The 20,563-nt window shown below is 60.8% G+C and carries 27 protein-coding genes; 12 read left to right on the top strand and 15 right to left on the bottom strand.

Annotation, left to right across the window (positions count from 1 at the left end):
- Nucleotides 1–53: 53 nt before the first annotated feature.
- Nucleotides 54–542, top strand: coding sequence for a hypothetical protein (locus AB8B33_RS03500; protein ID WP_439014374.1), 489 nt, complete (start codon nt 54–56; stop codon nt 540–542).
- Between the two features lie 115 nt (nt 543–657).
- Here AB8B33_RS03500 and bla read toward each other — a convergent pair whose 3' ends face one another.
- The 3 genes from bla to dmeR form a co-directional block, all read right to left on the bottom strand.
- On the bottom strand, nt 658–1,542 hold the full coding sequence (bla, locus tag AB8B33_RS03495) for a class A beta-lactamase (protein ID WP_439014373.1): 885 nt from the start codon (nt 1,540–1,542) through the stop codon (nt 658–660).
- Nucleotides 1,543–1,613: 71 nt separating this feature from the next.
- On the bottom strand, nt 1,614–2,573 hold the full coding sequence (gene dmeF / locus AB8B33_RS03490) for a CDF family Co(II)/Ni(II) efflux transporter DmeF (RefSeq protein ID WP_439014372.1): 960 nt from the start codon (nt 2,571–2,573) through the stop codon (nt 1,614–1,616).
- Nucleotides 2,574–2,596: 23 nt separating this feature from the next.
- Nucleotides 2,597–2,869 carry a Ni(II)/Co(II)-sensing transcriptional repressor DmeR gene (dmeR, locus tag AB8B33_RS03485; RefSeq protein WP_007816163.1) on the bottom strand — a complete coding sequence of 91 codons (273 nt, stop codon included), beginning with the start codon at nt 2,867–2,869 and terminating at the stop codon, nt 2,597–2,599.
- 114 nt (nt 2,870–2,983) lie between these two features.
- Between dmeR and AB8B33_RS03480 the strand changes: the two genes are divergently transcribed.
- The 4 genes from AB8B33_RS03480 (at nt 2,984) to AB8B33_RS03465 (ending at nt 5,852) form a co-directional block, all read left to right on the top strand.
- Entirely contained in the window at nt 2,984–3,625 is a 642-nt protein-coding gene (locus AB8B33_RS03480; RefSeq protein WP_439014371.1) for a MarR family winged helix-turn-helix transcriptional regulator, read from the top strand.
- A gap of 41 nt (nt 3,626–3,666) precedes the next feature.
- Nucleotides 3,667–4,533, top strand: a complete 867-nt coding sequence (locus AB8B33_RS03475) for a hypothetical protein (RefSeq protein ID WP_439014370.1) — start codon at nt 3,667–3,669, stop codon at nt 4,531–4,533.
- A gap of 205 nt (nt 4,534–4,738) precedes the next feature.
- Nucleotides 4,739–5,233 carry a GNAT family N-acetyltransferase gene (locus tag AB8B33_RS03470; RefSeq protein ID WP_310378008.1) on the top strand — a complete coding sequence of 165 codons (495 nt, stop codon included), beginning with the start codon at nt 4,739–4,741 and terminating at the stop codon, nt 5,231–5,233.
- 40 nt (nt 5,234–5,273) lie between these two features.
- Nucleotides 5,274–5,852: a type 1 glutamine amidotransferase family protein gene (locus AB8B33_RS03465; protein ID WP_113323213.1), complete on the top strand. Its 579-nt coding sequence runs from the start codon at nt 5,274–5,276 to the stop codon at nt 5,850–5,852.
- A 19-nt stretch (nt 5,853–5,871) separates the two neighbouring features.
- Here the strand turns inward: AB8B33_RS03465 and AB8B33_RS03460 are convergent, their stop codons facing one another.
- The 4 genes from AB8B33_RS03460 to AB8B33_RS03445 all read right to left on the bottom strand — a co-directional run bounded on the left by AB8B33_RS03460 (nt 5,872) and on the right by AB8B33_RS03445 (nt 8,461).
- A complete protein-coding gene (locus AB8B33_RS03460; protein ID WP_113323212.1) occupies nt 5,872–6,150 on the bottom strand; it encodes a hypothetical protein in 279 nt (92 codons plus the stop codon).
- A gap of 39 nt (nt 6,151–6,189) precedes the next feature.
- Nucleotides 6,190–7,104 (bottom strand): cytochrome c, encoded by a 915-nt coding sequence (locus tag AB8B33_RS03455; protein ID WP_113323211.1) that lies wholly within the window; start codon nt 7,102–7,104, stop codon nt 6,190–6,192.
- A gap of 143 nt (nt 7,105–7,247) precedes the next feature.
- Nucleotides 7,248–7,691 (bottom strand): c-type cytochrome, encoded by a 444-nt coding sequence (locus AB8B33_RS03450; RefSeq protein WP_439014369.1) that lies wholly within the window; start codon nt 7,689–7,691, stop codon nt 7,248–7,250.
- 134 nt (nt 7,692–7,825) lie between these two features.
- The gene (locus AB8B33_RS03445; RefSeq protein WP_439014368.1) at nt 7,826–8,461 is read right to left on the bottom strand and encodes a LysE family translocator; all 636 of its coding nucleotides are present in this window, start codon (nt 8,459–8,461) and stop codon (nt 7,826–7,828) included.
- Nucleotides 8,462–8,588: 127 nt separating this feature from the next.
- Between AB8B33_RS03445 and AB8B33_RS03440 the strand changes: the two genes are divergently transcribed.
- Nucleotides 8,589–9,290, top strand: a complete 702-nt coding sequence (locus AB8B33_RS03440; RefSeq protein WP_439014367.1) for a helix-turn-helix transcriptional regulator — start codon at nt 8,589–8,591, stop codon at nt 9,288–9,290.
- A gap of 33 nt (nt 9,291–9,323) precedes the next feature.
- Here AB8B33_RS03440 and AB8B33_RS03435 read toward each other — a convergent pair whose 3' ends face one another.
- Complete coding sequence (locus AB8B33_RS03435) at nt 9,324–10,094, bottom strand: SDR family NAD(P)-dependent oxidoreductase (protein ID WP_439014366.1); 771 nt, start codon at nt 10,092–10,094, stop codon at nt 9,324–9,326.
- Between the two features lie 159 nt (nt 10,095–10,253).
- On the opposite strand from AB8B33_RS03435, the gene AB8B33_RS03430 reads away from it, so the two are divergent.
- Nucleotides 10,254–11,168, top strand: coding sequence for an AraC family transcriptional regulator N-terminal domain-containing protein (locus tag AB8B33_RS03430; protein ID WP_439014365.1), 915 nt, complete (start codon nt 10,254–10,256; stop codon nt 11,166–11,168).
- Here AB8B33_RS03430 and AB8B33_RS03425 read toward each other — a convergent pair.
- Nucleotides 11,165–12,010, bottom strand: a complete 846-nt coding sequence (locus tag AB8B33_RS03425; protein WP_439017181.1) for a metallophosphoesterase — start codon at nt 12,008–12,010, stop codon at nt 11,165–11,167. The two genes, AB8B33_RS03430 and AB8B33_RS03425, sit on opposite strands and share 4 nt — an antisense overlap.
- Nucleotides 12,011–12,145: 135 nt before the next feature.
- On the opposite strand from AB8B33_RS03425, the gene AB8B33_RS03420 reads away from it, so the two are divergent.
- Entirely contained in the window at nt 12,146–12,583 is a 438-nt protein-coding gene (locus tag AB8B33_RS03420; RefSeq protein ID WP_439014364.1) for an NUDIX domain-containing protein, read from the top strand.
- 73 nt (nt 12,584–12,656) lie between these two features.
- Here the strand turns inward: AB8B33_RS03420 and AB8B33_RS03415 are convergent, their stop codons facing one another.
- The 4 genes from AB8B33_RS03415 to AB8B33_RS03400 all read right to left on the bottom strand — a co-directional run bounded on the left by AB8B33_RS03415 (nt 12,657) and on the right by AB8B33_RS03400 (nt 14,412).
- On the bottom strand, nt 12,657–12,878 hold the full coding sequence (locus AB8B33_RS03415; protein WP_310378027.1) for a hypothetical protein: 222 nt from the start codon (nt 12,876–12,878) through the stop codon (nt 12,657–12,659).
- A 41-nt stretch (nt 12,879–12,919) separates the two neighbouring features.
- Nucleotides 12,920–13,330, bottom strand: coding sequence for an SRPBCC family protein (locus AB8B33_RS03410; protein WP_439014363.1), 411 nt, complete (start codon nt 13,328–13,330; stop codon nt 12,920–12,922).
- Nucleotides 13,327–13,650, bottom strand: a complete 324-nt coding sequence (locus AB8B33_RS03405; RefSeq protein WP_310378030.1) for an ArsR/SmtB family transcription factor — start codon at nt 13,648–13,650, stop codon at nt 13,327–13,329. The genes AB8B33_RS03410 and AB8B33_RS03405 overlap by 4 nt, the downstream gene beginning before the upstream one ends.
- A gap of 159 nt (nt 13,651–13,809) precedes the next feature.
- Nucleotides 13,810–14,412 carry a superoxide dismutase gene (locus AB8B33_RS03400; RefSeq protein ID WP_007827154.1) on the bottom strand — a complete coding sequence of 201 codons (603 nt, stop codon included), beginning with the start codon at nt 14,410–14,412 and terminating at the stop codon, nt 13,810–13,812.
- Between the two features lie 503 nt (nt 14,413–14,915).
- On the opposite strand from AB8B33_RS03400, the gene AB8B33_RS03395 reads away from it, so the two are divergent.
- The 3 genes from AB8B33_RS03395 (at nt 14,916) to AB8B33_RS03385 (ending at nt 18,157) form a co-directional block, all read left to right on the top strand.
- On the top strand, nt 14,916–16,457 hold the full coding sequence (locus AB8B33_RS03395; RefSeq protein ID WP_439014362.1) for a hypothetical protein: 1,542 nt from the start codon (nt 14,916–14,918) through the stop codon (nt 16,455–16,457).
- Between the two features lie 135 nt (nt 16,458–16,592).
- Nucleotides 16,593–17,261 carry a class I SAM-dependent methyltransferase gene (locus tag AB8B33_RS03390; protein ID WP_439014361.1) on the top strand — a complete coding sequence of 223 codons (669 nt, stop codon included), beginning with the start codon at nt 16,593–16,595 and terminating at the stop codon, nt 17,259–17,261.
- Nucleotides 17,262–17,425: 164 nt separating this feature from the next.
- Nucleotides 17,426–18,157 carry a sulfite exporter TauE/SafE family protein gene (locus tag AB8B33_RS03385; protein WP_439014360.1) on the top strand — a complete coding sequence of 244 codons (732 nt, stop codon included), beginning with the start codon at nt 17,426–17,428 and terminating at the stop codon, nt 18,155–18,157.
- Here AB8B33_RS03385 and AB8B33_RS03380 read toward each other — a convergent pair.
- The gene (locus AB8B33_RS03380) at nt 18,154–18,501 is read right to left on the bottom strand and encodes a nuclear transport factor 2 family protein (protein ID WP_439014359.1); all 348 of its coding nucleotides are present in this window, start codon (nt 18,499–18,501) and stop codon (nt 18,154–18,156) included. The genes AB8B33_RS03385 and AB8B33_RS03380 overlap by 4 nt on opposite strands.
- A 193-nt stretch (nt 18,502–18,694) precedes the next feature.
- On the opposite strand from AB8B33_RS03380, the gene AB8B33_RS03375 reads away from it, so the two are divergent.
- Nucleotides 18,695–19,924, top strand: coding sequence for an MFS transporter (locus tag AB8B33_RS03375; RefSeq protein ID WP_439014358.1), 1,230 nt, complete (start codon nt 18,695–18,697; stop codon nt 19,922–19,924).
- A 3-nt stretch (nt 19,925–19,927) separates the two neighbouring features.
- On the opposite strand, the gene AB8B33_RS03370 is transcribed toward AB8B33_RS03375, so the two are convergent.
- Complete coding sequence (locus AB8B33_RS03370) at nt 19,928–20,536, bottom strand: TetR/AcrR family transcriptional regulator (RefSeq protein ID WP_439014357.1); 609 nt, start codon at nt 20,534–20,536, stop codon at nt 19,928–19,930.
- Nucleotides 20,537–20,563 lie beyond the last annotated feature (27 nt).

Below are 20,563 nucleotides of genomic sequence, written 5' to 3'. Positions count from 1 at the left end.
CTCAGACAGGCTCCGGGGAGAATGGTGCAGCCGGTTTTTCAGGGGGATTTTTCATGGAAATCGGTAGCAACCTCTCAATTTACTCTGGCCTCGGCTCGCTCTTCGAGCAGGGCAAATCCAAGAACAAGCAGACCGAGGAATTTGGCGGCAGCACGCGCAACCAGTCCGGCGCCGGCCTGCAGCCGAGCACCACCCCGCCGTCCATCGCCAATACGATGTGGGCGGTGCAGGCCGGCAACGAGACCTATATCAACCAACCCTCTGATGCAGAAATGGAAGCCAAGGCAGCACATAAGAGCCTGGTCGACGAATTCTCCGACTGGAGCAGCATGACGCCGGAAGAATTCATCCGCGCCCGCTATCTGGCAGCCCATAATCTCACCGAAGACGATCTGAAGGCGATGCCTGCCGACGAGCGCGCGGCGATAGAGAAGGAAATCGCCGAGCAGATCAAGCGCGAGCTCGCCGGCATCGAAGGCGGTGGAGACGGCACCACTGATCCTGCGACTGCGCAGGCAAGCAATACGAAGTCCACCGACTAGGCCGAAAACGGCTGATAGTTGCCGATCGATCACCTAAATCTTTCGAAAGCCGCAGGCCGCGAACCGGGCTGCGGTTTTTTCGTTGAGTCCGACCGACCGCGACGCTGTTGGCGGCCTACACCATCTCAGTGATCATCTTGCCGATTTCGGCGAAGACGGGATTGAATTCGTCCATCTTGACCGTCGTTTCCGCCATATAGACGGCGGCGACGATGGGGCCGCGCTTCGGCGGCCAGATGATGGCGATATCACCGGCCGAACCGTTGTCGCCTGTTCCAGTCTTGTCGCCGATCTTCCAGTCGCTGGGCAGGCCTGCGCGCAGGCGCGCGCCGCCGGTCGTGTTTGCAATCATCCAGTCGACCAGCTGATTTGCAGAGGTTTCTGCCAGAACCGAGCCGAGAGCGATATTGCCGAGTGAATCGAGCATTGCATCCGGCGTCGTGGTGTCGCGCGGATCGCCTTTCGCGGCCTCGTTCAGTGCGGTTTCCATGCGGTCGAGTCTTGTCGTGCCGTCGCCGATCGAGCGCAGCCAGTCGGTAAGTGCAGCCGGGCCGCCGAAACTTTCCAGCATCAGATTACCGGCAGTGTTGTCGCTCAGTGTAATGCCGGCCTTGCAGATCTCGGCCATCGTCATGCCGTCGCCGCCCGCATGCTTTTCGGTCTCGGGGGAATAGGTGACAAGCTTTTCCTTGCCGTATTTGACGGGCCGGTCGAGGCTCTCATCGCCCTTGTCGACACGGGCAAGAACGAGGCCGGCGGCCAGAACCTTGAAGGTGCTGCACATGGCGAAGGGCTCGCTGCCGCGATAGCCGAAGGAAACATTCGTGTCGCTGTCGAGAACGGAGACCCCGAGACGCCCGCCAATGCGCGCTTCCAGTGCTGCAAGCCGCTTGTCGATATCGGCGTCCTGCTGCTCAGCGCGTGCGAGAGGGGCAAAGCCCAATGCAGGCAGCAGCAAGGCGGAGCCCATGAAGCTGCGGCGGGTGAGGCTGTGATTCATGAAGACCTCCGGGGAATCAGGATCACAGGCGTAAGGCCCGATTGCGGCGGCATCTCGGCTTTTTGGCGGGATCAGGCAGCGTGCGTGACCTCCACCGTCACATGCGACAACTCGTCCAGGCTCGCGAGCCTCTCCTTGTAGAAAGCGGTGTCGCGCAGCTGTGGTGTCATTACGGCGACGATCGCTGCATGGTGGCCGGGACCGACCTGCCAGACATGCAGATCGGTGATGCTGTCGCCGTCTCCTTCGATTGCGCCGCGGATCTCATCCGGCAGCGTCTCACCCTCGGAGAGCACATCAAGCAGCACAGCTCCGGACGATTTCATCAGACCCCAGGACCATTGCGCAATGATGAGAGCGCCGACAATGCCCATCAGAGGATCGAGCCAGAGCCAGCCATAAAGGCTACCGAAGGTGAGCGCGGCGATGGCGAGCACCGAGGTCAGCGCGTCGGCGATGACGTGCATATAGGCGGAGCGGATATTGTTATCCGCATGACCATGGTGATCATGGCCATGGGCATGATGATGATCGTGATGGTGATCATGCCCGTGACCGTGATGGTGGTGGTCGTGGCCGCCACCGCTGAGGAGCCAGGCACTGACGAGGTTGACGGCAAGGCCGATGACGGCGACGGCAATCGCCTGGCTGAAGCTGATCGGCACGGGCGATGTGATGCGCAGGAAACTTTCCCACCCCATCAGCAGCGCGATCATTGCCAGAATGATGGCACTCGCGAAACCGGCTAGATCGCCGAGCTTGCCGGTGCCGAACGTGAAGCGCGGGTTGCGGGCCTGCTTGCGGGCGAAGAGATAGGCGAGCGCAGAGATGAGCAGCGCACTGGCATGGGTGGACATATGCCAGCCATCGGCCACCAGGGCCATCGAGCCGTAAATGGTGCCGGCGCCGATTTCGACGACCATCATGACCGCCGTCAGCGCGATCACCAGCCAGATGCGGTGTTCGTTCCGGGCATGGTCCTGCCCCAGGAAGATATGCTCATGTCCATGGGTATTCGTTCCGGCACTCATCGCCAGCTCCTTATCGATCCGGTTCAGCGGATATAGGTTCGCAAGACTTCCGATATTTCTTCGACTGCCTCCGCCCTCGCCTTCTCGTCGGCGGCATGCAGCACATGTTCGTGCAAATGGTCGTCCAGCACCTCGCCCGTCAGCCCCGTCAGCGCGCCGCGCACGGAGGCGAGAAGCTGGAGGATCTCGCCACAGGGACGCTCGCCCTCCAGCGCGCGCTCGACCGCCTCGAGCTGGCCACGGATGCGACTGACACGGGCGATGAGTTTCTTCTTCTGATGGGTCGTATGGGACATGGCAGTCTCTAATGTAGGATAGGGGGGTACCCTATATTACCCTCCCGAAAAACGAAAGCGGCAATACAGCGCAATTGTCCTTGAAATTACATAGGACTCCTATATATTACGTGCATGGAAACGCCTAAAGACCCCACATCGATCGACAACCGCATCAGCGAAGGCCTGTCGCGCATCGCAATCGCAATGCGCAGCGACGAATGGTCGAAGGCCGAAAAGGCCGGGCTGAAGCCGACGCAGCTTGCGATCCTCGAATTTCTCGCCGGTCGCAATGGCGCACGGGTGAAGGAGATTGCGGCGCATCTCGGCGTCTCGCAGCCGACGGCGACGGATTCGATTGCGGCACTGGAGCGCAAGGGGCTCGTCGCCAAGGCGAGCGCTCCCGACGACAAGCGCGCCACCGCGATCCGCATCACGGTCGAGGGAACGGCAGCGCTCGGCTCCGTTTCGCCGATCGAAACGGCGGCGATGGAGGCCGCCCGTTCGCTCTCCGCGAGCGAACAGGAGAGCCTGCTGCTGTCACTCGTCAAGATGATCCGGCATCTGCAGGAGGCAAACGCCATACCGATCCAGCGGATGTGCACGAGCTGTCGCTACTTCCGCCCCTACCAGCATTCTGGTGCTGCCAAACCGCACCACTGCAATTTCGTGAACGCGGCCTTCGGCAGGAATGAACTGCGCATCGACTGCCGTGACCATGAAACCGCCGATCCGGCAACCCGGGCTGCCACCTGGGACGCCTTTGAAAAAGGATAGGCGCACTCTCCAGGCAACCTAGAAAGAGAAGGAAGTCCAAAATGTTAAGGCAGTTGATCACCGGCGCAGCCATCGCCGGAACGCTGTCGCTTTGGCTCGGCTCAGCCGTGGCCCATCCCGTCACGGCCGAGCCGTCGAAGAGCGTGAGGGCCTCGTTCGACATCATTGAAACGCAGATTGTCACCAAGGGCGACAAGGCGATTTTCACAACCCGCGTGCCCGGTCCGTCGACTGCCATCGCCGGACCGGCTCTTTCCTCTCTCCAGGCAAATAGAGAAAGAAAACGCCAGGCAGGATTATCCCATTGCGCCCCGGATGCAACTGATGATGCGAAGGGCTGCCCAACGACCAAGGATTTCGACATGTCCGATCTGACACTCGCACCGGAACTTTCCGTCAGCGAATGGTTCAACACGCCTCAACCGCTCTCCATCGCCGGATTGCGTGGCAAGGTGATTTACCTGCACAGCTTCCAGCTGCTCTGCCCCGGCTGCGTGGCCGAAAGCCTGCCGCAAGTGCGCCGCATCGAGCGCATCTTCGCCAACACGGATCTTCAAGTCATCGGCTTGCACACGGTCTTCGAGCATCACGAAGCGATGACACCAACCGTGCTCAGGGCTTTCATCCATGAATATCGGCTGACCGCGCCAATCGGTGTCGATCAGGCGGACGGGCGTTCCGACATACCGGTGACGATGCGCCGCTATGGTTTCAGGGGAACGCCCTCCTCGGTCCTGATCGGCCGCGATGGTGCTATCCTGCATCATGCCTTCGGGGTCGAAGACGATATCGCTCTCGGCACGCGCATCGGCATGGCGCTGGCGGCACCCATTCCAGCGGCGGCGCCCAGTGACAAGGCTGAAGGCTGCGCGGCAGGTGTCTGTGCCATACCCGCCAGTGCGGCCTGATTGGCCTGCATCTGCCATTGACAAACGGGCGGTTTCGGAGAATGTATGGCGCATGATCAAGAACGCGCACCATAACCGCTCGTATTTTTGGCTGTACCTGTAAAGGGCGGCCGAGACAGATCATAATGTCAACAAGCCGCCGTCAGGCGGCTTTGTTGTATCAGCAGCGTCCTGGCGGCATAAACTCAAAAAGGACGCGAAGACCATGCTTGAAATCGAAGACAGCGAAATATCGCTCATGCGACCGCCGGTCGTGACGATCCGCGCCGCCAAACCCCGCGACATATCCGAACTCCACCAAATGATCGGCCTGCTTGCCGCCCATCACGGCGACATCTCGGCTTCCACACCTGCACAGCTCGAACGCGATCTCTTCGGCCCGACGCCGTGGATTTCGGCCCTCGTCGCTGATGGTAGCGACGGGCTGATCGGCTACGCCATCCTCGTTCCACTCTACAGGGCGCAGGAGGGCAAGCGCGGCATGGATCTGCATCACCTCTTCGTACGCGATGGCCATCGCGGCCATGGCACAGGCCAGCTTCTCGTCGACCGCGCCCGCGAAACGGCACGTATTGCGGGCTGCGATTACCTCTCCGTCAGCGCTGCGACCGGCAATCTCAAGGCGCACCGATTCTACGAACAGATGGATTTCACCCCTCGCCCGGTCACCGGCATGCGCTATATGCAGGCTTTGTCGTAAGTGGCTACAGCCGCTCGGCCATCTTGCAAGGGAGGAAAGCATGACCCGACTGGCGGTGGTTCTGACCGAAGGCTTCGCGGACTGGGAAGTGGGGCAGCTTGCTGCCTCCGCCCGCACCCATTTCGGTTTCGATGTGGTGACGGCAAGTCCCGGCGGCGCGGAAGTGCGCTCCATGGGCGGCATGCGAGTGGCACCCGATGCGGTAGCCGAGAACCTGCATGGCGACGCCTTCGATGCGCTGGTCATCTGCGGCGGCACCATCTGGGAGACAGAAAAGACGCCCGACCTTTCGCCCGTGATCAACGACTTCATCGCACGCGGCAAGCTCACCGCTGCGATCTGCGGCGGGACGCTGGCGTTGGCGCGTGCCGGTGCTCTCGACCAGGTTGCCCATACCAGCAACGCCCCCGATCTCCTCGCCGGCGCCGAGGGCTATCATGGCCAAGCGCATTACCGTGAGGGACCGCAGGCAGTTCGCTCCGGCATGATCGTCACTGCGCCGGGTTCGGCGCCGATTACCTTTACGGCAGAGATCTACCGGGCACTCGGCTTCGGCAGCGAAGAGCTCGACACCTATGTGCAGATCTTTGGTGCGGAGCATCAGCCGAAGGCGGCCTGAGCGGCCCCAAGCATGCCAATCATTTGAGCCGTCGAGCCTCTTTCGGGAGGCTGTCTCCGGGCGCCACCTCATGCACCGGGCGGCTCGCCCATTGGTGAAGCGCCCTCTTTACAAACAAAAAGGCCGCAGCCCTTGCCTGCGCCAGATCGCCGGGATCATCGAGGCGGCTCGCGATTTTTGCTTCCATGACAGCAAGTGTGTCGGAAAACCAGCGCGCAAGAACGGCATTGCGCGCGGCAAGCCGGTCCTGCATGCGAGCAATCGCAGCGTCTGTTTCCTCAAGGGTCGGGTGCTTCATGGTGGCAGTGTGGCTTGCGGCGCTTGCCCCAGGCAGACGCTACTTGCTCGGCACGGCCTTCAAATAGGCTGCGATCGCTTCGATATCGGACTGCGGCAGATGGGCGATGTTCTGCTGCACGTCGACCATCTGGCCACCGGCGGAGTCGAAATCCGGGGTGAAGCCAGTCTGAAGGTAGTTGGTTATGTCGGCCTCGCTCCAGGAGCCGACGCTCTTCGAGCCCGGCGTGATATCGGGTATGCGGCCCTTGCCTTCCGGGTTCGGCGCGCCGGCGAGCCACTGATCGCGGACGAAGCCGCCGAGGAAATCGCGTGGGGTGTGGCATTCGCCGCAATGGCCGAGGCCCTCGACCAGATACTGGCCGCGCTTGAGCTTGTCGTCGGCATTGGCGAGCACGACGCGCGGCTGGTCGTTGAAATAGAGGAGTTTCCAGCCACCGAGCGCCAGGCGGATGTTGAACGGGAACGGCAGTTCATGTGGCGGTGCGACGTTGCTGCTCTTCGGCAGCGTTTTCAGATAGGCGAAGAGATCGTTGACGTCCTTGTCGCTCATGCGCGTATAGGAGCCGTAGGGGAAGGACGGGTAGAGATGCTGCCCATTGGGGCCGACGCCGCGCTTCATGGCATTGCCGAACTGGGCCAGCGTCCAGCGGCCGATCCCGGCCTGTTCATCCGGAGAAATGTTGGGCACATGGAAGGTGCCGAAGGGGCTCGTCAGGGCGAGACCGCCGGTCAGCGTCAGCTTCGCATCGTCTTTCGCACCGGGCGCGGCATGACAGCTGACGCAGCCGCCGGCCCAGAACACCTTCTCGCCATTCGCAACGTCGGGCGCGCCGAGATTGGCCCAATGGCTTTCCGGCAGCGGATCGGGCGCGGTGATAAAGTAGAAGGCTGCGCCGCCGATCACGACGATGCCGATGAGACAGAGCACAAAGCGGATGAACCTGCGGACCATGCGCCGCCTCTCCTTACTGTCGATATCAAGGGACATTCCCGGGTTTGCCGGCCCCGGCCCCGCTGCCGGGGAGAATAAGGCGATCCGCACCGGCGGCAAGGGCCGATGCGGATCGCGAGATCATACGGGAATAGCTCTATCGCCTAGTCCTTCTTGATGCGATAGAGCTGATGACAGCCACCGCAATTGCCGCCGAGCGTGTTCAGCGCAGCGCCGACGCCGGCGGCATCAGCCGGAAGCTGGGCGAGCACGGTTTCGGCGTCGGCAGACAGCTTCGCGGCGCGTGCCTTGAAGTCATCCATGTTTTCCCAGATCTTCGGGCTTGCTTCCTCGTCGCCCGTCTCGGTGCCCGGCTTGAACTGGTCCGGGAAGGCCTTCGCCGTGGTGGCGATCGTCGTCAGCGCCGTCTTCACGGCATCCGCATCATACGGCTTGGTGCCCTTGGCGATGGCGGACAGCGCGCCTGCTGCGCCACCGATCTGCTTCATCATTCCAATACGTGCGTCATGCGTGCCGTCGACGGCCATGGCCGAACCGAGGGCAATGCCGGCGAACGCAACAGCCGCCGCAACTGTTTTCCAATTCATGATTCTCTCTCCATTGTTCCACCGGCGAAGCCGGTCGAGGGCAATTTGCACCGGGATCATGACAAAATCCATGTGCTCGCATAGTCACGTTTAGCCGGATCCTCATAAAAACAATGTGATAAAAATAGGCAAGATCAGGCTGTCTTCCACCCTTGCCAGAGGCTGATCGCGGAGATGACGACCAGCAGCAGGCCGGCGAGACGGCCGATGACGGCAGTCGTCTTCGGGTTGGAAACCAGGAGATCGCGGCTGCGGCCGGCCGTCATCGCGAGCGTTCCGTAGACGGCGAGCTGCGTGAGCACGGTCATGATGCCCATTATCAACCCCTGCAGCCAGATCGGCCCATATTCCGGCTTTATGAATTGCGGATAGACGGCGAGCACGAAGATATAGGCCTTGGGATTGACGAGGCAGGTGACCGCGCCCTGCCGGAACGCCTTCCAGGTGGAACGCGCCGTGCCGGGGCCGACCGCCTCGACCTTGATCGAGCTGCGCATCAGCGAAATGCCAATCCAGATCATATAGGCGACGCCGGCAAAGAGCAGCACGTTGAAGGTCTGCGGCAGCATGGCGACGAGAATGCCGACGCCCGCCGCACCATAGGCCGAATGCACGGCCCCGCCGAGCATGATGCCGCTGGTGGCGGCCAGCCCGCGCTTGGTGCCGCCGGTCAGCGAGTTGGCGAGCACGAAGAGCATGTCCATGCCGGGCACGATGATGATGCCGAAGAGAAGGGTGAAGTAGAGCCAGAGGCTTTCGTGGTAATTCATGTCAGTTGTCCATCCTGTATTTTCGTGCGATTTTTCAGGAAATTCATCAATTTCAATCCGATAGATGGCTCTATACGGGAAGCCAACTGACAGTGTATTGTCAGGAGCGTTGGAGAAAGGGCGACAAATGCGCAAGGCCTCCAGGCTTTTCGAGATCATCCAGATATTGCGGCTGGCGAAGAAGCCGATGACCGCAGCCGTCATGGCCGAGAGGCTGGAGGTGACGGTGCGCTCGATCTACCGCGACATCGCTGCGCTACAGGCGATGCGCGTGCCGATCGAGGGCGGGCGCGGCATTGGCTATATCATGCGGCCGGGCTTCGATCTGCCGCCTTTGATGTTTTCGATCGAAGAGACGGAAGCGATCGTGCTGTCCCTGGCGCTCCTGGAGCGCACCGGCGACGAAGAGCTGAAGCTTGCCGCCCGGCGCGTCAACCAGAAGCTTGCCGGCGCAGTACCCGCACCGCTGCGCCAGGCGATGGAGAACAAGGCGCTGTTTGCCTGGGGCACGGTCGCCCAGGCGCCTGCAGGCGTCGACCTTGCCATTGTGCGCCGTGCGATCCGCGACGAACGCAAACTCACGCTCAACTATCGCGACGAAATGGGACGCACGACCGAGCGGATGATCCGCCCGATCGCGCTGATCTATTATTCCCAAACCGCCAATATCGTTGCCTGGTGCGAACTCAGGCAAGCGATCCGCAATTTCCGCGGCGACCGGGTGGAGGCCTGTGCCGAAGCCGACGTCTTCTTCAAGGGTGAAGGCGACGGTCTGCGCGCGCTGTGGACCGAGAGCTGGACGGAAAAGCCGCTGGCGGCCAATGCGTGAGCCAAGCCCGCCAACCCTCCATCCAGCAAGAACTCAGAGCGCCATGCCGCCGGAGACCTCGATGCGCTGGGCGTTGACCCAGCGGTTGGCTTCCGTCAGCAGCGAGGCGATCATGGGGCCGATATCATCGGGCACGCCGGCACGGCCAAGTGCCGTCATCGAAGCGACCCTGCGGTTGATTTCCGGATTATCGCGCACCATGCCGCCGCTGAAATCGGTGGCGATGGCGCCGGGTGCGACCGTGTTGACGGCGATGCCGCGGGCGCCGAGTTCGTTGGCCATGTAGCGCGTCAGCACCTCGACGGCGCCCTTGAGCGAGCCGTAGGCCGAGGAACCCGGCACGGCGACGCGGGCAAGGCCGCTGGAAAGATTGACGATGCGGCCGCCGTCGGCGATTACGGGCAGGAGCTTCTGGGTCAGGAAGAAGACGCCCTTGAAATGGATGTTGTAGAGCCTGTCCATTTCCTCTTCGGTCGTCTCCAGGATCGAGGCATGGTAGCTGGTTCCGGCATTGTTGACGAGAAAGTTGAAGTGCTCGCGGCCCCAGCCCTTCAGCACCGAGCGGACATTGTCCACGAAAGCATCGAAGGTGGCGACATTGCCGGTATCGAGCTGCAGGGCGGCGGCCTTGCGGCCGAGCGCTTCGATCTCGGCGACGACCTTGTCGGCCTCGGCGCGGTTGGAATTATAGGTGAAGATCACGTCGACGCCATCACGGACGAGGCTGACGACGGTGTTGCGGCCGAGGCCGCGGCTGCCGCCGGTGACGATTGCGATTTTCGAATTCGTGTTCTGATCGGTCATCTCAGTTACTCCTTGTTCGGATGACTGGAATCTAGGTCCTGACACCCCTTTTCTTGAATGCCGAAAGCCTCGAACTTCTTGCCTATTCCTCCAGATAGGTTGTCGCCTCCGGTCTACGGAGTAGGATAGCGGGCAAAGGCCGCTACCCGGAGAATGACGATGTCCAATGAAATCAAGACTGTACTCAACCAGTACATGGACAGCCACGGTGGCGGCGACGGGCTGTTTGCAACTGCCCTGCCCGGCTTCTACCTGATGCGTTCTTCCACGCTGACCATGCCAAAGCCTGCGATCTACCGGCCGGCGCTCTGCATCATCATCGATGGTGCCAAGCAGATCATGTTCGGAGAACGGCTCTATACCTATACAGCCATGCAGGCGCTGGTTATCAGCGTGGAAATGCCTGCCTTCGGCCAGGTGATCGAGGCAAGCGTGGAACGGCCGATGATCGCGCTGACGCTGGAACTCGATGTCACCATTCTGCGCGAGGTTCTGGAGGCGATGGAAACTCCGCCGAAGCCTTCGGGTGAGGGCGGTCCCGGCGTTTTCGTGCAGCATTTCGGGGCAGAGCTGCAGGATTGCATCCTGCGGCTGATGCGCATGCTCAACACACCGAAATCTATCCCGATCCTGCGACAGGCGATCCTGCGCGAGATCAGCTTCTGGCTGCTGTCCGGCGAGAATGGCAGCGAGGTCTGCAAGCTGGCGCTGCCCGGCAGCCAGACGCGGCGTGTGGCAGATGCCATTCACCTGCTGCGCGACAATTTCACGGCGCCGGTGCGCGTGGAGCAGCTGGCGGCGGCAGCAAGGATGAGCCCCTCCTCCTTTCACCAGCATTTCAAGATGCTGACCTCTATGAGCCCCCTGCAATATCAGAAACAGTTGCGGCTTTTGGAAGCGCGGCGGCTCATGGTGGCCGATGGCATTAATGCCGCCAATGCCGCCTATCAGGTGGGCTATGAAAGCGCCTCGCAGTTCAGCCGCGAATATTCGCGCATGTTCGGCACGCCGCCGAAGAAGGACGCGCAGGAGCACCGGGCACAGCCAGCGGCGATCGCAACGGAAGTGGCTTAGTAGTTGAGCGTGCGGCTATCCTCGCGGCCGAAACCGCGGATCTCCATCCGGTTCTCGTAGACATGGACGATGGCGAAGGTGTTTTCGCTCTCGGTATCGACCACGCCCTTGAAATTGACGAAGTGGCAGCCACCGACTTTGCCGTAATTGCCGACATGGTTATGGCCGTTGAGATAGGCGACGACGTTTTCCTGCGAGGACAGAAGCTCGACGATGCGCTGCCGGTCCCACATGTCATGCTCGCAGGGCGGATGGACGGGGAAGTGATTCATGACGATCACCTTCTCGCCCGCCGCTTTCGCTGCTTCGATCTCACCAGCCAGCCAGGCGAACTGTTCGTCGCTCAGCGATGCGTTCCACTCATGGGCGTTGTCGGCGCCGGCTGCCAGCAGAGCCGCCAGACGCTCGCGGCCAAGCGCACGGTGGGGATGGCCTTCCGGCGGCGCGAAGGTGCTGACCTCATTGCCGTTGAGTACGATGAAGCGGAAACCGTGGCGCTGGAAGCTGTAATAGGGCGCCGGCATGCCGACCCGTCCCGCGACCTTTTCCAGATGCTCAGAAGCCACGCCAAAATCGTGATTGCCGAGCAGGAAGAACGCTTCGTGATACAGCGTGTCATAGACCGGCAGGATATCGTCGAAGCTCTTGAAATCGCGGTCGATGATATCGCCGAGCGTCATGACGAAGCTCAGCTCCTCGCCATTGAAGGTCTCGATCGCGGCACCGACCTTGGCGAGGCTGTTGGCGTAATAGCGCCCCATCTCGACCTGCGGTTCGAATGCGGCATATTGCGGATCGGCGATGATGCCGAAGCGGAAAAGGGGAAGATCGGCGGAAGACATGCGGCGTGATGTAGAGGCGGCGGATGACAGCGATGTGACGGGCCAGCCGCGGTCTTGGGAGCCCCGCCAATACCGCTCTTGCATCGGTCGTCCGGCCCATACAACATGGGTCTTATCCTCTGAGGAGCATTCCAGATGACATCCTACATAAGGGAGCTTCGCGGCCTGATCGGAAACCGCTTGCTGATCCTGCCTTCGATTGCTGCTGTGATCCACGATCCCCGTGGCAATCTGCTCTTACAGGAAAAAGCTTCGGGAGAGGGATGGAGCTTGCCTGCCGGCGCAATTGAACCAGGGGAGACCCCGGAAGAAGCCGTCATTCGTGAGGTCATGGAAGAGACTGGCCTTGCAGTGACCCCTACCAACATCCTCGGCGTTTTTGGAGGTAGAGATTTTCGCTACACCTATCCAAACGGCGATCAGGTCGAATATGTCGTCACGCTATTTAAATGTCGGGTCATCGAAGATCGCGGCGGGTGGACAGATACTGAGACAAGATCACTCGAATATTTTGCACGAAACGAAATGCCCTCGCTTGCGCTGCCTTACCCTTTATCGACGCTGTTTTCGTAGGCATTTCGGCAACGCAAGATGAGGTATTTACGCAGGAATGGGGACAAACCCTTTTACGGGTAGCTGCGATTCCTTACCTTGCGGCCGACGCCTGTTCCCGGCGACCGGCAAAGTAGGGCAAGGCAAACATGTAGAGGCCGCTGAACAATAGCAGAAAGAGTGGTGGTAGCGGCGAGTAAACCACAAAGGCAGGCGGAGCGCCCACCGCCATGGTGGCGAAATTGGCAATGACAGTCACCGTGAAGATGATGGACAGCCAACGGTGAAGCTGGCGGATCGCCTTGTTCCAATTCATTATTCTTCCTCCTCAAACAATCAGACGCCGTGCGTCATGCTTCAGTCGGCGCGCGCCAGCACCTGTTCCAGATTTTCGAAGAAACGCTGCCAGCCGAACTTGGCGCCCTGGTAGGCCTGTTCCTGATCCGGACGGAAGCCGGCTTGTTCCATGCGCAGATGCGTGCCTGATTCGACAGGTGTCAGTGTCCAGGTAACGGTGCTTTCGAGACCGTAGGCATCCCAGGTATAGGCGAGCGTTCGGTTCGGCTCGATTTCCAGTACCCGGCAATCGACGGAGCCCCACTCGGCGGTCAGTTTGAAGCTGTGATCGCGCACGGGCTTGAAGTCGTTCTTCATCAGCCATTCCTGGATCAGATGCGGTTGGGTGAGCGCACGCCAGATCTTTTCCGGCGGGAACGCGATTTCCCGCTCGACGATGACGGAGCGGATTTCAGTTGCGGTGTCGTTCATTGGTCCATCCTTTTGAGCAAATCTTCCAAAGCGTCGAACCGGCTCTCCCAGAAGCCGGCCATCTCCGTCGTCCAGTCGGCGAGCGGAGCAAGCGCGCGGATTTCGGCGCTGTAATGCGTCTGACGACCTTCATGGCGGTCGCGCACGAGGCCGGCGTTTTTGAGCACCGCCAGATGTTTCGAAACAACCGGCTGAGACACACCCGCGTGAGTCGTCAGAGCGCCAACCGTCTTCTCGCCCTGACGGCACAGGCGCTCGAAGATGCCCCGACGGGTCGGATCGGAAAGCGCCCTGAACAGCGCATCTTGAGCATTCGACATTTGAATTCATACCCGATTGGCTATGGATCGATCTATAGCCAATCGGGTATGAATGAGTCAAGCCATCCTTGGCGGATAGATTGCAGGAGAATAGAAGCAGAAACGAAAACACCCGGCGCTTGCGGCGCCGGGTGCTGAAAATCAGATGCTCGGAAGTGCTTACTTCGTCGCCGCTTCGTAGCGCTCCAGGACGTAGTCCCAGTTGATCAGGCTGTCGATGAAGGCTTCGAGGTACTTCGGACGCAGGTTGCGGTAGTCGATGTAGTAGGAGTGTTCCCAGACGTCGACGCCGAGGATCGGGGTGGCGCCGTGAACGAGCGGGTTTTCGCCGTTCGGGGTCTTGGAAATTTCGAGCTTGCCGTTCTTGACGGAAACCCAGGCCCAGCCGGAGCCGAACTGGGTGGCGCCGGCAGCGGCGAAATCGGCCTTGAACTTGTCATAGCCGCCGAGGTCGGAATTGAAGGCAGCTTCGAGCTTGCCCGGCAGCTTGTTGCCGCCGCCGCCCTTCTTCATCCACTTCCAGAAATGGATGTGGTTGTAGTGCTGCGCAGCATTGTTGAACAGGCCGGCATTGGTGCCGAAGGACTTCTTGACGACCTCTTCCAGGGAGAGATCGGCAAGGCCGGCTTCCGCTGCGAGCTTGTTGCCGTTGTCGACGTATGCCTTGTGGTGCTTGTCGTGGTGGAACTCCAGCGTCTCCTTCGACATGAAGGGAGCAAGGGCTTCGTAGTCATAGGGAAGTTCAGGCAATTCGAAAGCCATATCAGATCTCCTCTTGGCAATAGATTGCGTCATCGGCAGGTGAGGCGGAACATAGGAGGGGAAGCATTGAGAGGCAACCGGCGAATTATCAAAAAACAACCGCTTCGAGGAAAAATTGCCTCTCGTCACGGGCTTTCTCCACACGCATAAATCACCCGGAGATGTCGCGCTTTCAGGGATATGAAGCAGCGTGACGACAAGACGGGAACTGCCATGCAAAGGAATAAAATCCCTCTCCTTGCGGCGCTCACATTCCCGTAATCGCCCCTGGAAGATGAGGCACGCTCGGGTCCGGCAGCCGCGCTTAGGGGCGGCGGCCGTTATTTCAATAAAAAACTGTTAATTTCTTTTGGGCGCTTTTGACAGGCGATGAATAGCGCGTCTTAGATGCAATCCAGGGCTATCAAAGAGCGTTAGCGCAACCTTTGATAGGAATAGCTTAATTAGCATTGCATAAATCATTTCAGGGACTTCTGACATCAACTTCGGGGCGTGTGATGGTCATGAGCTTTTTTCGTCGTAATGAAGAACCCGTCAAGCCGGGTTTGAGAGTATCCAGCCATCGCCAGATGTTGTCCGTCACCGAACAGACGGGTCTCGTGGACAAACCGCCGGTGCAGTACAGCGTTTCGGAAGTCGATGATTTCCAGGCTTTCGGCACGGCAATCGAGGAAAACAAGCAATCTTCCGAGGAGCTGCTCGTTAGCCTGACGTCGCTGCAGGAGCGGGTTTCCTCGCTGCTCGGTGCGCACAGTCACTCGCTCAACGAAACGGGCGCTCTGAGGGCCGAATGTTCGCGTTTGAGCTCGCTCCTCGACTATGAGAGCAATGCGCGGCGCAAGGCTGACCAGGAAAACCAGCGCCTGACGGCCGACAACAAGGAGCTGAAGCTCGACGGCAGCCAGCTTCGCGTCGAGGCCGGCACTTACCGCGAAGAACTGGTGAAGCTGCAGGGCGTGCATGAGCTGACGCGGGAAGAATTCACCGTCGTCGAGGCGCGGTTGATCGATGCCGAGCGCGAGATCCGCGACCGGGCGCTGCAATTCGACGAGGTTTCCTCACAGCTTCGCCGCACGCAGCAGGATCATGATGCGCGCAGCCGCGAACTGGCGAGCACCCGCGAGAAGCTGGAACTGGAAACCACGGCCCATCAGCTGCTCGTTGAAAGCTCGCGCCGCGAAAACAGCATCCAGCTTCGCGAAATCGCCCGTCTCAACGAAGAGCGCAGCCACCTCAAGACCAATCTTTCCGAGCATGAGGCGCTGACACGCGGCCTGCAGTCCTCCGTCGCCAACCTGAAGCAGGATCTGGTCGCTTCCGAGGAACGCTATCGCCGCCTGGAAACCGAATTCGAGACGCTGGAAACCTCCTCGACGCTCGAAATCGCAAACCTGCGCACCAGGCACGAGGCGATCGGTTCGAAGTCAGAGCTTGTCGAGAAGCTGCTGTCGACCGCCAACGGCCGCAACAAGATGACGGACGAGGAACTGCAGTCGACCCGTGCGGAACTGAAGCGTACGAAGGGCGAACTCGCCACGGCGCTGGCACGCCTGGAGCGGATGACCGACGAGCTCAACCGCGTTCGTCTCAACGGCACGGAAAGCGAAGCCGCCCGCCGCGAGCTCGCTGCCCACAGCAACGATCTGGTGATGAAGCTGCGCGAGGCCGAAGGCCAGCGCAGCAAGCGCGACCGCGAGATCGAAGCTTTCAAGCACGATCTCGACACGCGCCTCGATACCGACCGCTATGAAATCAGCCAGCTGCGGACGAGCCTTGAAATCGCCAAGTCGGAAATCCGCCAGCTCCGCGCCGAACGCGCGATCCTCAGCGGCCAGCTCGAAGTGGCGCGCGGCGATCGGCCGAGCCTCGCAGACGCCCTGCCCGTCGAAGAGCCCGTGAAGGAAGATGTCCGCATGCCGACCGCTACCTTCGCGCCGATGATCGACATTTCCAACAAGTCGCTGCGCGGCAATGGCGTGGTCGCCGGCTCGGTCAGTGACGAACTCGCGGCCATCGAAACCAATCTGCGCACGCCGGCGGAATGATCGAAGCGCTCTTCGGCGGGAAGAAAATTTTCCGCCGAAGGCGAAAGCAGCACATCTGACAACTCCTCTGTCGTGTCGCCGGAACCGGAGCCTGCCTTTACGAGTTTGAAGGCAGGGTCTGGAGGAGGCGCTCTCATGGGACAAGTTCAAAATCGGGGACAAGTTCAAAATCAGGCGGAAGACCAGCAGAAGATCTATCAGCGCTGGGCACCGGTCTATGATCAGGTCTATCGCGGTCTCCTGCGCGACGGGCATCGCACGCTGGCGCGGCTTGCCGCTGACGCCGGTACGGACATTCTGGAAATAGGCGTCGGCACCGGGCTGGTGCTCTCCCACTACCCTCGGCGATCCCGGGTGACGGGCATCGACATTTCCGAGCATATGATCGCCAGGGCGCGGGAAAAGGTCGTAAGACAGAAGCTCTTCCATATCCGGCAATTGCAGGTGATGGACGCGCACGCGCTGACCTTCGAAGACCAGTCTTTCGATGCTGTCTGCCTGCCTTTCGTCATCACGCTCATCCCCGAGCCGGAACGGGCGCTCGATGAATGCGCCCGTGTTCTGCGGCCAGGTGGCGAAATCATTCTGGCCAGCAAGCTCGGCGACGGCGCCGGCCTGCAGGGCGCGATCGAGGAGGCCGTGGCGCCGCTTGCCCGGCGCATCGGCTGGAGCTCCTCCTTCCGGATCAGCCGGATCATCGACTGGGCGCGAGCGAGCGGTTTCGATGCCATTGAAATATTGCCGGTTTTCCCGAAGGGCTTCTTCAAGGTCATCCGCCTCAAACGGAGCGCTCTTGACGCTTGAAACGGAACTTTTTTCACCCTCAAAGCGTGTCGCGATCTTTCAGATTCGCTGCCACGCTTTAGGTCTTTGTTCTCTGCATGTCGTAATCGCAAAGCCGCTGCACAGCTTTGCGCGACATGCGTTAGGCGTGTTTTCAGTCGAGCTTTTGCTCACCAGGGATCTTCATGACCACGGATTTCTTCCTATTCATCATCGTCGGTTTCTGCGCTCAGATCGTCGATGGCGCGCTCGGCATGGCCTTCGGCGTGCTCTCGACGACCAGCCTGCTGGCGCTCGGCGTGCCGGTCGCCAATGCCAGCGCGATGACGCATGTGACGGAGATGTTCACGACGGCCGCATCGGGCATTTCCCATGCCTGGCACCGCAATGTCGACTGGAAGCTCGTGGCGCGGCTCGCACCCGCCGGCATGATCGGCGGGGCGGCCGGCGCCTTTCTGCTTGCCAATGTCGATGGCAAGGTCATTGAGCCCTTCGTTTCGGCCTATCTGATCGCCATCGGTCTCGTGATCCTCTGGAAAGCCTTCCACCCGATGCCGAAGCGCGATGTCCGCGACTGGATGGTGCCGCCCGTCGGACTTTGCGGCGGCGTGCTGGATGCGATCGGCGGCGGCGGATGGGGACCGATCGTCACCAGCTCGCTTGTCGGCCGCGGCCACGATCCGAAGCGGGTGATCGGCTCGACCAATTTCACCGAATTCGCGGTGACGCTGATCATCTCGATTACCTTCGTGCTGACGCTTGGCTGGTCGGAACTCGGCTCAGCGGTTGGCCTTATCATCGGCGGCGTGATCGCCGCGCCCTTCGGAGCGATCCTCGTCAAGCGGCTACCGGTGAAACCGCTGATGATTGCGGTTTCGATCATCATCATCACGACATCGGCGATACGGTTTTTCTAAGCGGTGTTGCGGCCGAAATAGACATCGACGGATGCTATGCGGTCGCGATCGAAGCGGAAGCTTTCGATATTGCGGAAGGCTTTGCCATCAGTCATTTCGGCCCGGTAGCGGACGACGGCCTCATCGCCACGGACCGCCAGGAACTCGATATCGAAGGCGTTCAGCTGCGGCTCGTTCGGCCAACAGCGCGCGAAATAAGTTGCGCGGTCGATATGATTATCCTGCGGGCTGGAAAAGGTGAAGTTCTCCGTCAGCATAGCGCCGACGATATCCTTCCGGCGATCCAGATAGGCTGCATAGAGCGCGCGCAGCATCTGCGCACGGCTTTCGTCCCTGTGATCCATGATTGTTCCTCCCTTGTAATTCTGATTGCATATTGCAATCAGTTAGAGGCAAAATCGTGGCTTTCGGTGCGTTTTTCCTGATGACGGCAGGTCGGATCGGCCGGAATCCGTCCTTGGCAGCCCTCAGGGCGGTGCGTAAAGTGAGGATCGCTTCATCTTGGCCACGGCCAGACTGTACCGAAGAAGATCCGCAATGACCGACACTCAATGGGACGCCGCAAAGGTGGCGCCTGGCTCCGCCTACTGGAAACGCAATCTTGTCATCTCGCTGCTTGGCTCGTTCACGACCATCGTGGCGATGACGCTGCTGCTTCCTTTCCTTCCGCTTTACGTGGAGGAGCTTGGCGTGAGTGATCATGCGGCGATCGTACAGTGGTCGGGCATTGCCTATGGCGCGACCTTCTTTGCCGCCGCCTGCGTGGCGCCGCTCTGGGGCCGGCTGGGCGACATCTACGGTCGCAAGCTGATGCTGGTGCGCGCCAGCCTCGGCATGACCATCGCCATCTCGCTGATGGGCATGGCCGGCAGCGTCTGGCAGCTGGTGGCGCTGCGCCTCTTCGTCGGCCTGGCGGGCGGTTACGCCTCCGGCTCGATGGTGCTGGTGGCGACACAGACGCCAAAGGACCGCTCCGCCTGGGCGCTCGGCGTGCTCTCATCCGGCATCATGGCCGGCAATCTCGTCGGCCCGCTGATCGGTGGGGCGCTGCCGCCCATCATCGGCATCCGCGGCACGTTTCTCGCAGCCGGCGGCATGATCTTCTTCGCCTTCCTCGCCACCACCTTCCTCATCAAGGAGGAGAAATCGGCGGCCCGCAAACAGGCGGCCAAGGCATCCGGCGGCTGGAAATCCATTCCCGACAAGGGGCCGGTGGTCGCCATGCTTGCGACCGGGCTGCTGCTGATGCTCGCCAATATGTCGATCGAGCCGATCATCACCGTCTATGTGGCGCAACTGGTGCCCGATCAGGGTCAGGTGACGATGGTGGCCGGCATCGTCATGTCGGCGGCGGCGCTCGGCAGCATTCTGTCGGCCTCGCGGCTCGGCAAGCTTGCCGACCGGATCGGCCACTGGCCGGTCATTGCCGGCGCGCTCGCGGTTGCCGGACTGCTGCTCATTCCGCAGGCCTTCGTCACCGGCTCCTGGCAGCTGATTGCTCTGCGTTTCCTGATGGGCCTGGCGCTTGGCGGGCTCCTGCCCTGCATTACTGCCGTCATCCGGCATAGTGTGCCCGATAGTGCTGCCGGCAGCATTCTCGGCCTGTCCATCTCCTCGCAATATGTGGGCCAGGTCGCCGGGCCCGTTCTCGGCGGCTTCGTCGGCGGGCATATCGGCATGCCGGCGGTCTTTCTCGGTACCAGCGTCCTCCTGCTCGCGGGCGCGGCCTTCACATGGCTAGTGCGCACCAAGGAAGAGCAGGCCTGAGCCTCAGGCTTTGCCGCAGATCATGTCCACTCCGGACTGTGCCAGGGCCTCGAGCGTTTCGCGGCTATCGCCGGCCCGCGCACGGACTGCAAGCGAATGCATGACGGCGGAAGCGAGCCTTGCAAGCGTGTGAGGATCGCTTCGGTCGGGCAATTCGCCCCGTTCTATCGCGAGCTTCATGCGTTTTTCGATCTCCCCGTCGAAATCGTCGAGGCTGCGGCTCAATATTTCCCGGACCCGCTCATGCTGGATCGCCTCGGCTGTTGCTGTGCCGATGAGGAAGCAGCCACGTGCGGCGGTTTCCCCGTGTAGATAGATGGCCAGCGCACGTTGATAGACACGCGCGAGGTTTTGACGCAGGGGCAGCGATGGGTCGAGCGCATCTGCCAGCACGTCCATGCTTTCGGCGCGGTAGCCCTCAAGGGTATCGAGATAGAGATCTTCCTTATCGCCGAAGGCACCATAGAGGCTCGGGCGGTTGAGCTGGGTAGCGGCGCTCAGTGTGTCCAGCGACGTGCCGGCAAAACCGCGATCCCAGAACACCTCCCTCGCCTTTTCCAATGTCACCTTCGCATCGAAGGCCCTCGGGCGGCCGCGCTTCTTCTCGTTCATTTTGTACCATTTCGCATAAAATAATTG

This window comes from Rhizobium sp. 768_B6_N1_8 (assembly GCF_051811225.1).
Classification (GTDB): Bacteria; Pseudomonadota; Alphaproteobacteria; order Rhizobiales; family Rhizobiaceae; genus Rhizobium.
This window is presented reverse-complemented; position numbering and strand designations above follow the sequence as displayed.

Excerpts from the sequence above, each read along its gene's own strand:
- AB8B33_RS03420 (WP_439014364.1), top strand. The coding sequence starts at position 12,146 with ATGACATCCTACATAAGGGAGCTTCGCGGCCTGATCGGAAACCGCTTG.
- AB8B33_RS03440 (WP_439014367.1), top strand. The coding sequence starts at position 8,589 with ATGCGCAAGGCCTCCAGGCTTTTCGAGATCATCCAGATATTGCGGCTG.
- AB8B33_RS03425 (WP_439017181.1), bottom strand. The coding sequence starts at position 12,010 with ATGTCTTCCGCCGATCTTCCCCTTTTCCGCTTCGGCATCATCGCCGAT.
- AB8B33_RS03390 (WP_439014361.1), top strand. The coding sequence starts at position 16,593 with ATGGGACAAGTTCAAAATCGGGGACAAGTTCAAAATCAGGCGGAAGAC.
- dmeF (WP_439014372.1), bottom strand. The coding sequence starts at position 2,573 with ATGAGTGCCGGAACGAATACCCATGGACATGAGCATATCTTCCTGGGG.
- AB8B33_RS03475 (WP_439014370.1), top strand. The coding sequence starts at position 3,667 with ATGTTAAGGCAGTTGATCACCGGCGCAGCCATCGCCGGAACGCTGTCG.
- AB8B33_RS03465 (WP_113323213.1), top strand. The coding sequence starts at position 5,274 with ATGACCCGACTGGCGGTGGTTCTGACCGAAGGCTTCGCGGACTGGGAA.
- AB8B33_RS03470 (WP_310378008.1), top strand. The coding sequence starts at position 4,739 with ATGCTTGAAATCGAAGACAGCGAAATATCGCTCATGCGACCGCCGGTC.
- AB8B33_RS03395 (WP_439014362.1), top strand. The coding sequence starts at position 14,916 with ATGAGCTTTTTTCGTCGTAATGAAGAACCCGTCAAGCCGGGTTTGAGA.
- bla (WP_439014373.1), bottom strand. The coding sequence starts at position 1,542 with ATGAATCACAGCCTCACCCGCCGCAGCTTCATGGGCTCCGCCTTGCTG.
- AB8B33_RS03415 (WP_310378027.1), bottom strand. The coding sequence starts at position 12,878 with ATGAATTGGAACAAGGCGATCCGCCAGCTTCACCGTTGGCTGTCCATC.
- AB8B33_RS03450 (WP_439014369.1), bottom strand. The coding sequence starts at position 7,691 with ATGAATTGGAAAACAGTTGCGGCGGCTGTTGCGTTCGCCGGCATTGCC.
- AB8B33_RS03370 (WP_439014357.1), bottom strand. The coding sequence starts at position 20,536 with ATGAACGAGAAGAAGCGCGGCCGCCCGAGGGCCTTCGATGCGAAGGTG.
- AB8B33_RS03500 (WP_439014374.1), top strand. The coding sequence starts at position 54 with ATGGAAATCGGTAGCAACCTCTCAATTTACTCTGGCCTCGGCTCGCTC.
- dmeR (WP_007816163.1), bottom strand. The coding sequence starts at position 2,869 with ATGTCCCATACGACCCATCAGAAGAAGAAACTCATCGCCCGTGTCAGT.
- AB8B33_RS03380 (WP_439014359.1), bottom strand. The coding sequence starts at position 18,501 with ATGGATCACAGGGACGAAAGCCGTGCGCAGATGCTGCGCGCGCTCTAT.
- AB8B33_RS03410 (WP_439014363.1), bottom strand. The coding sequence starts at position 13,330 with ATGAACGACACCGCAACTGAAATCCGCTCCGTCATCGTCGAGCGGGAA.
- AB8B33_RS03455 (WP_113323211.1), bottom strand. The coding sequence starts at position 7,104 with ATGGTCCGCAGGTTCATCCGCTTTGTGCTCTGTCTCATCGGCATCGTC.
- AB8B33_RS03480 (WP_439014371.1), top strand. The coding sequence starts at position 2,984 with ATGGAAACGCCTAAAGACCCCACATCGATCGACAACCGCATCAGCGAA.
- AB8B33_RS03445 (WP_439014368.1), bottom strand. The coding sequence starts at position 8,461 with ATGAATTACCACGAAAGCCTCTGGCTCTACTTCACCCTTCTCTTCGGC.
- AB8B33_RS03430 (WP_439014365.1), top strand. The coding sequence starts at position 10,254 with ATGTCCAATGAAATCAAGACTGTACTCAACCAGTACATGGACAGCCAC.
- AB8B33_RS03400 (WP_007827154.1), bottom strand. The coding sequence starts at position 14,412 with ATGGCTTTCGAATTGCCTGAACTTCCCTATGACTACGAAGCCCTTGCT.
- AB8B33_RS03435 (WP_439014366.1), bottom strand. The coding sequence starts at position 10,094 with ATGACCGATCAGAACACGAATTCGAAAATCGCAATCGTCACCGGCGGC.
- AB8B33_RS03375 (WP_439014358.1), top strand. The coding sequence starts at position 18,695 with ATGACCGACACTCAATGGGACGCCGCAAAGGTGGCGCCTGGCTCCGCC.
- AB8B33_RS03460 (WP_113323212.1), bottom strand. The coding sequence starts at position 6,150 with ATGAAGCACCCGACCCTTGAGGAAACAGACGCTGCGATTGCTCGCATG.
- AB8B33_RS03405 (WP_310378030.1), bottom strand. The coding sequence starts at position 13,650 with ATGTCGAATGCTCAAGATGCGCTGTTCAGGGCGCTTTCCGATCCGACC.
- AB8B33_RS03385 (WP_439014360.1), top strand. The coding sequence starts at position 17,426 with ATGACCACGGATTTCTTCCTATTCATCATCGTCGGTTTCTGCGCTCAG.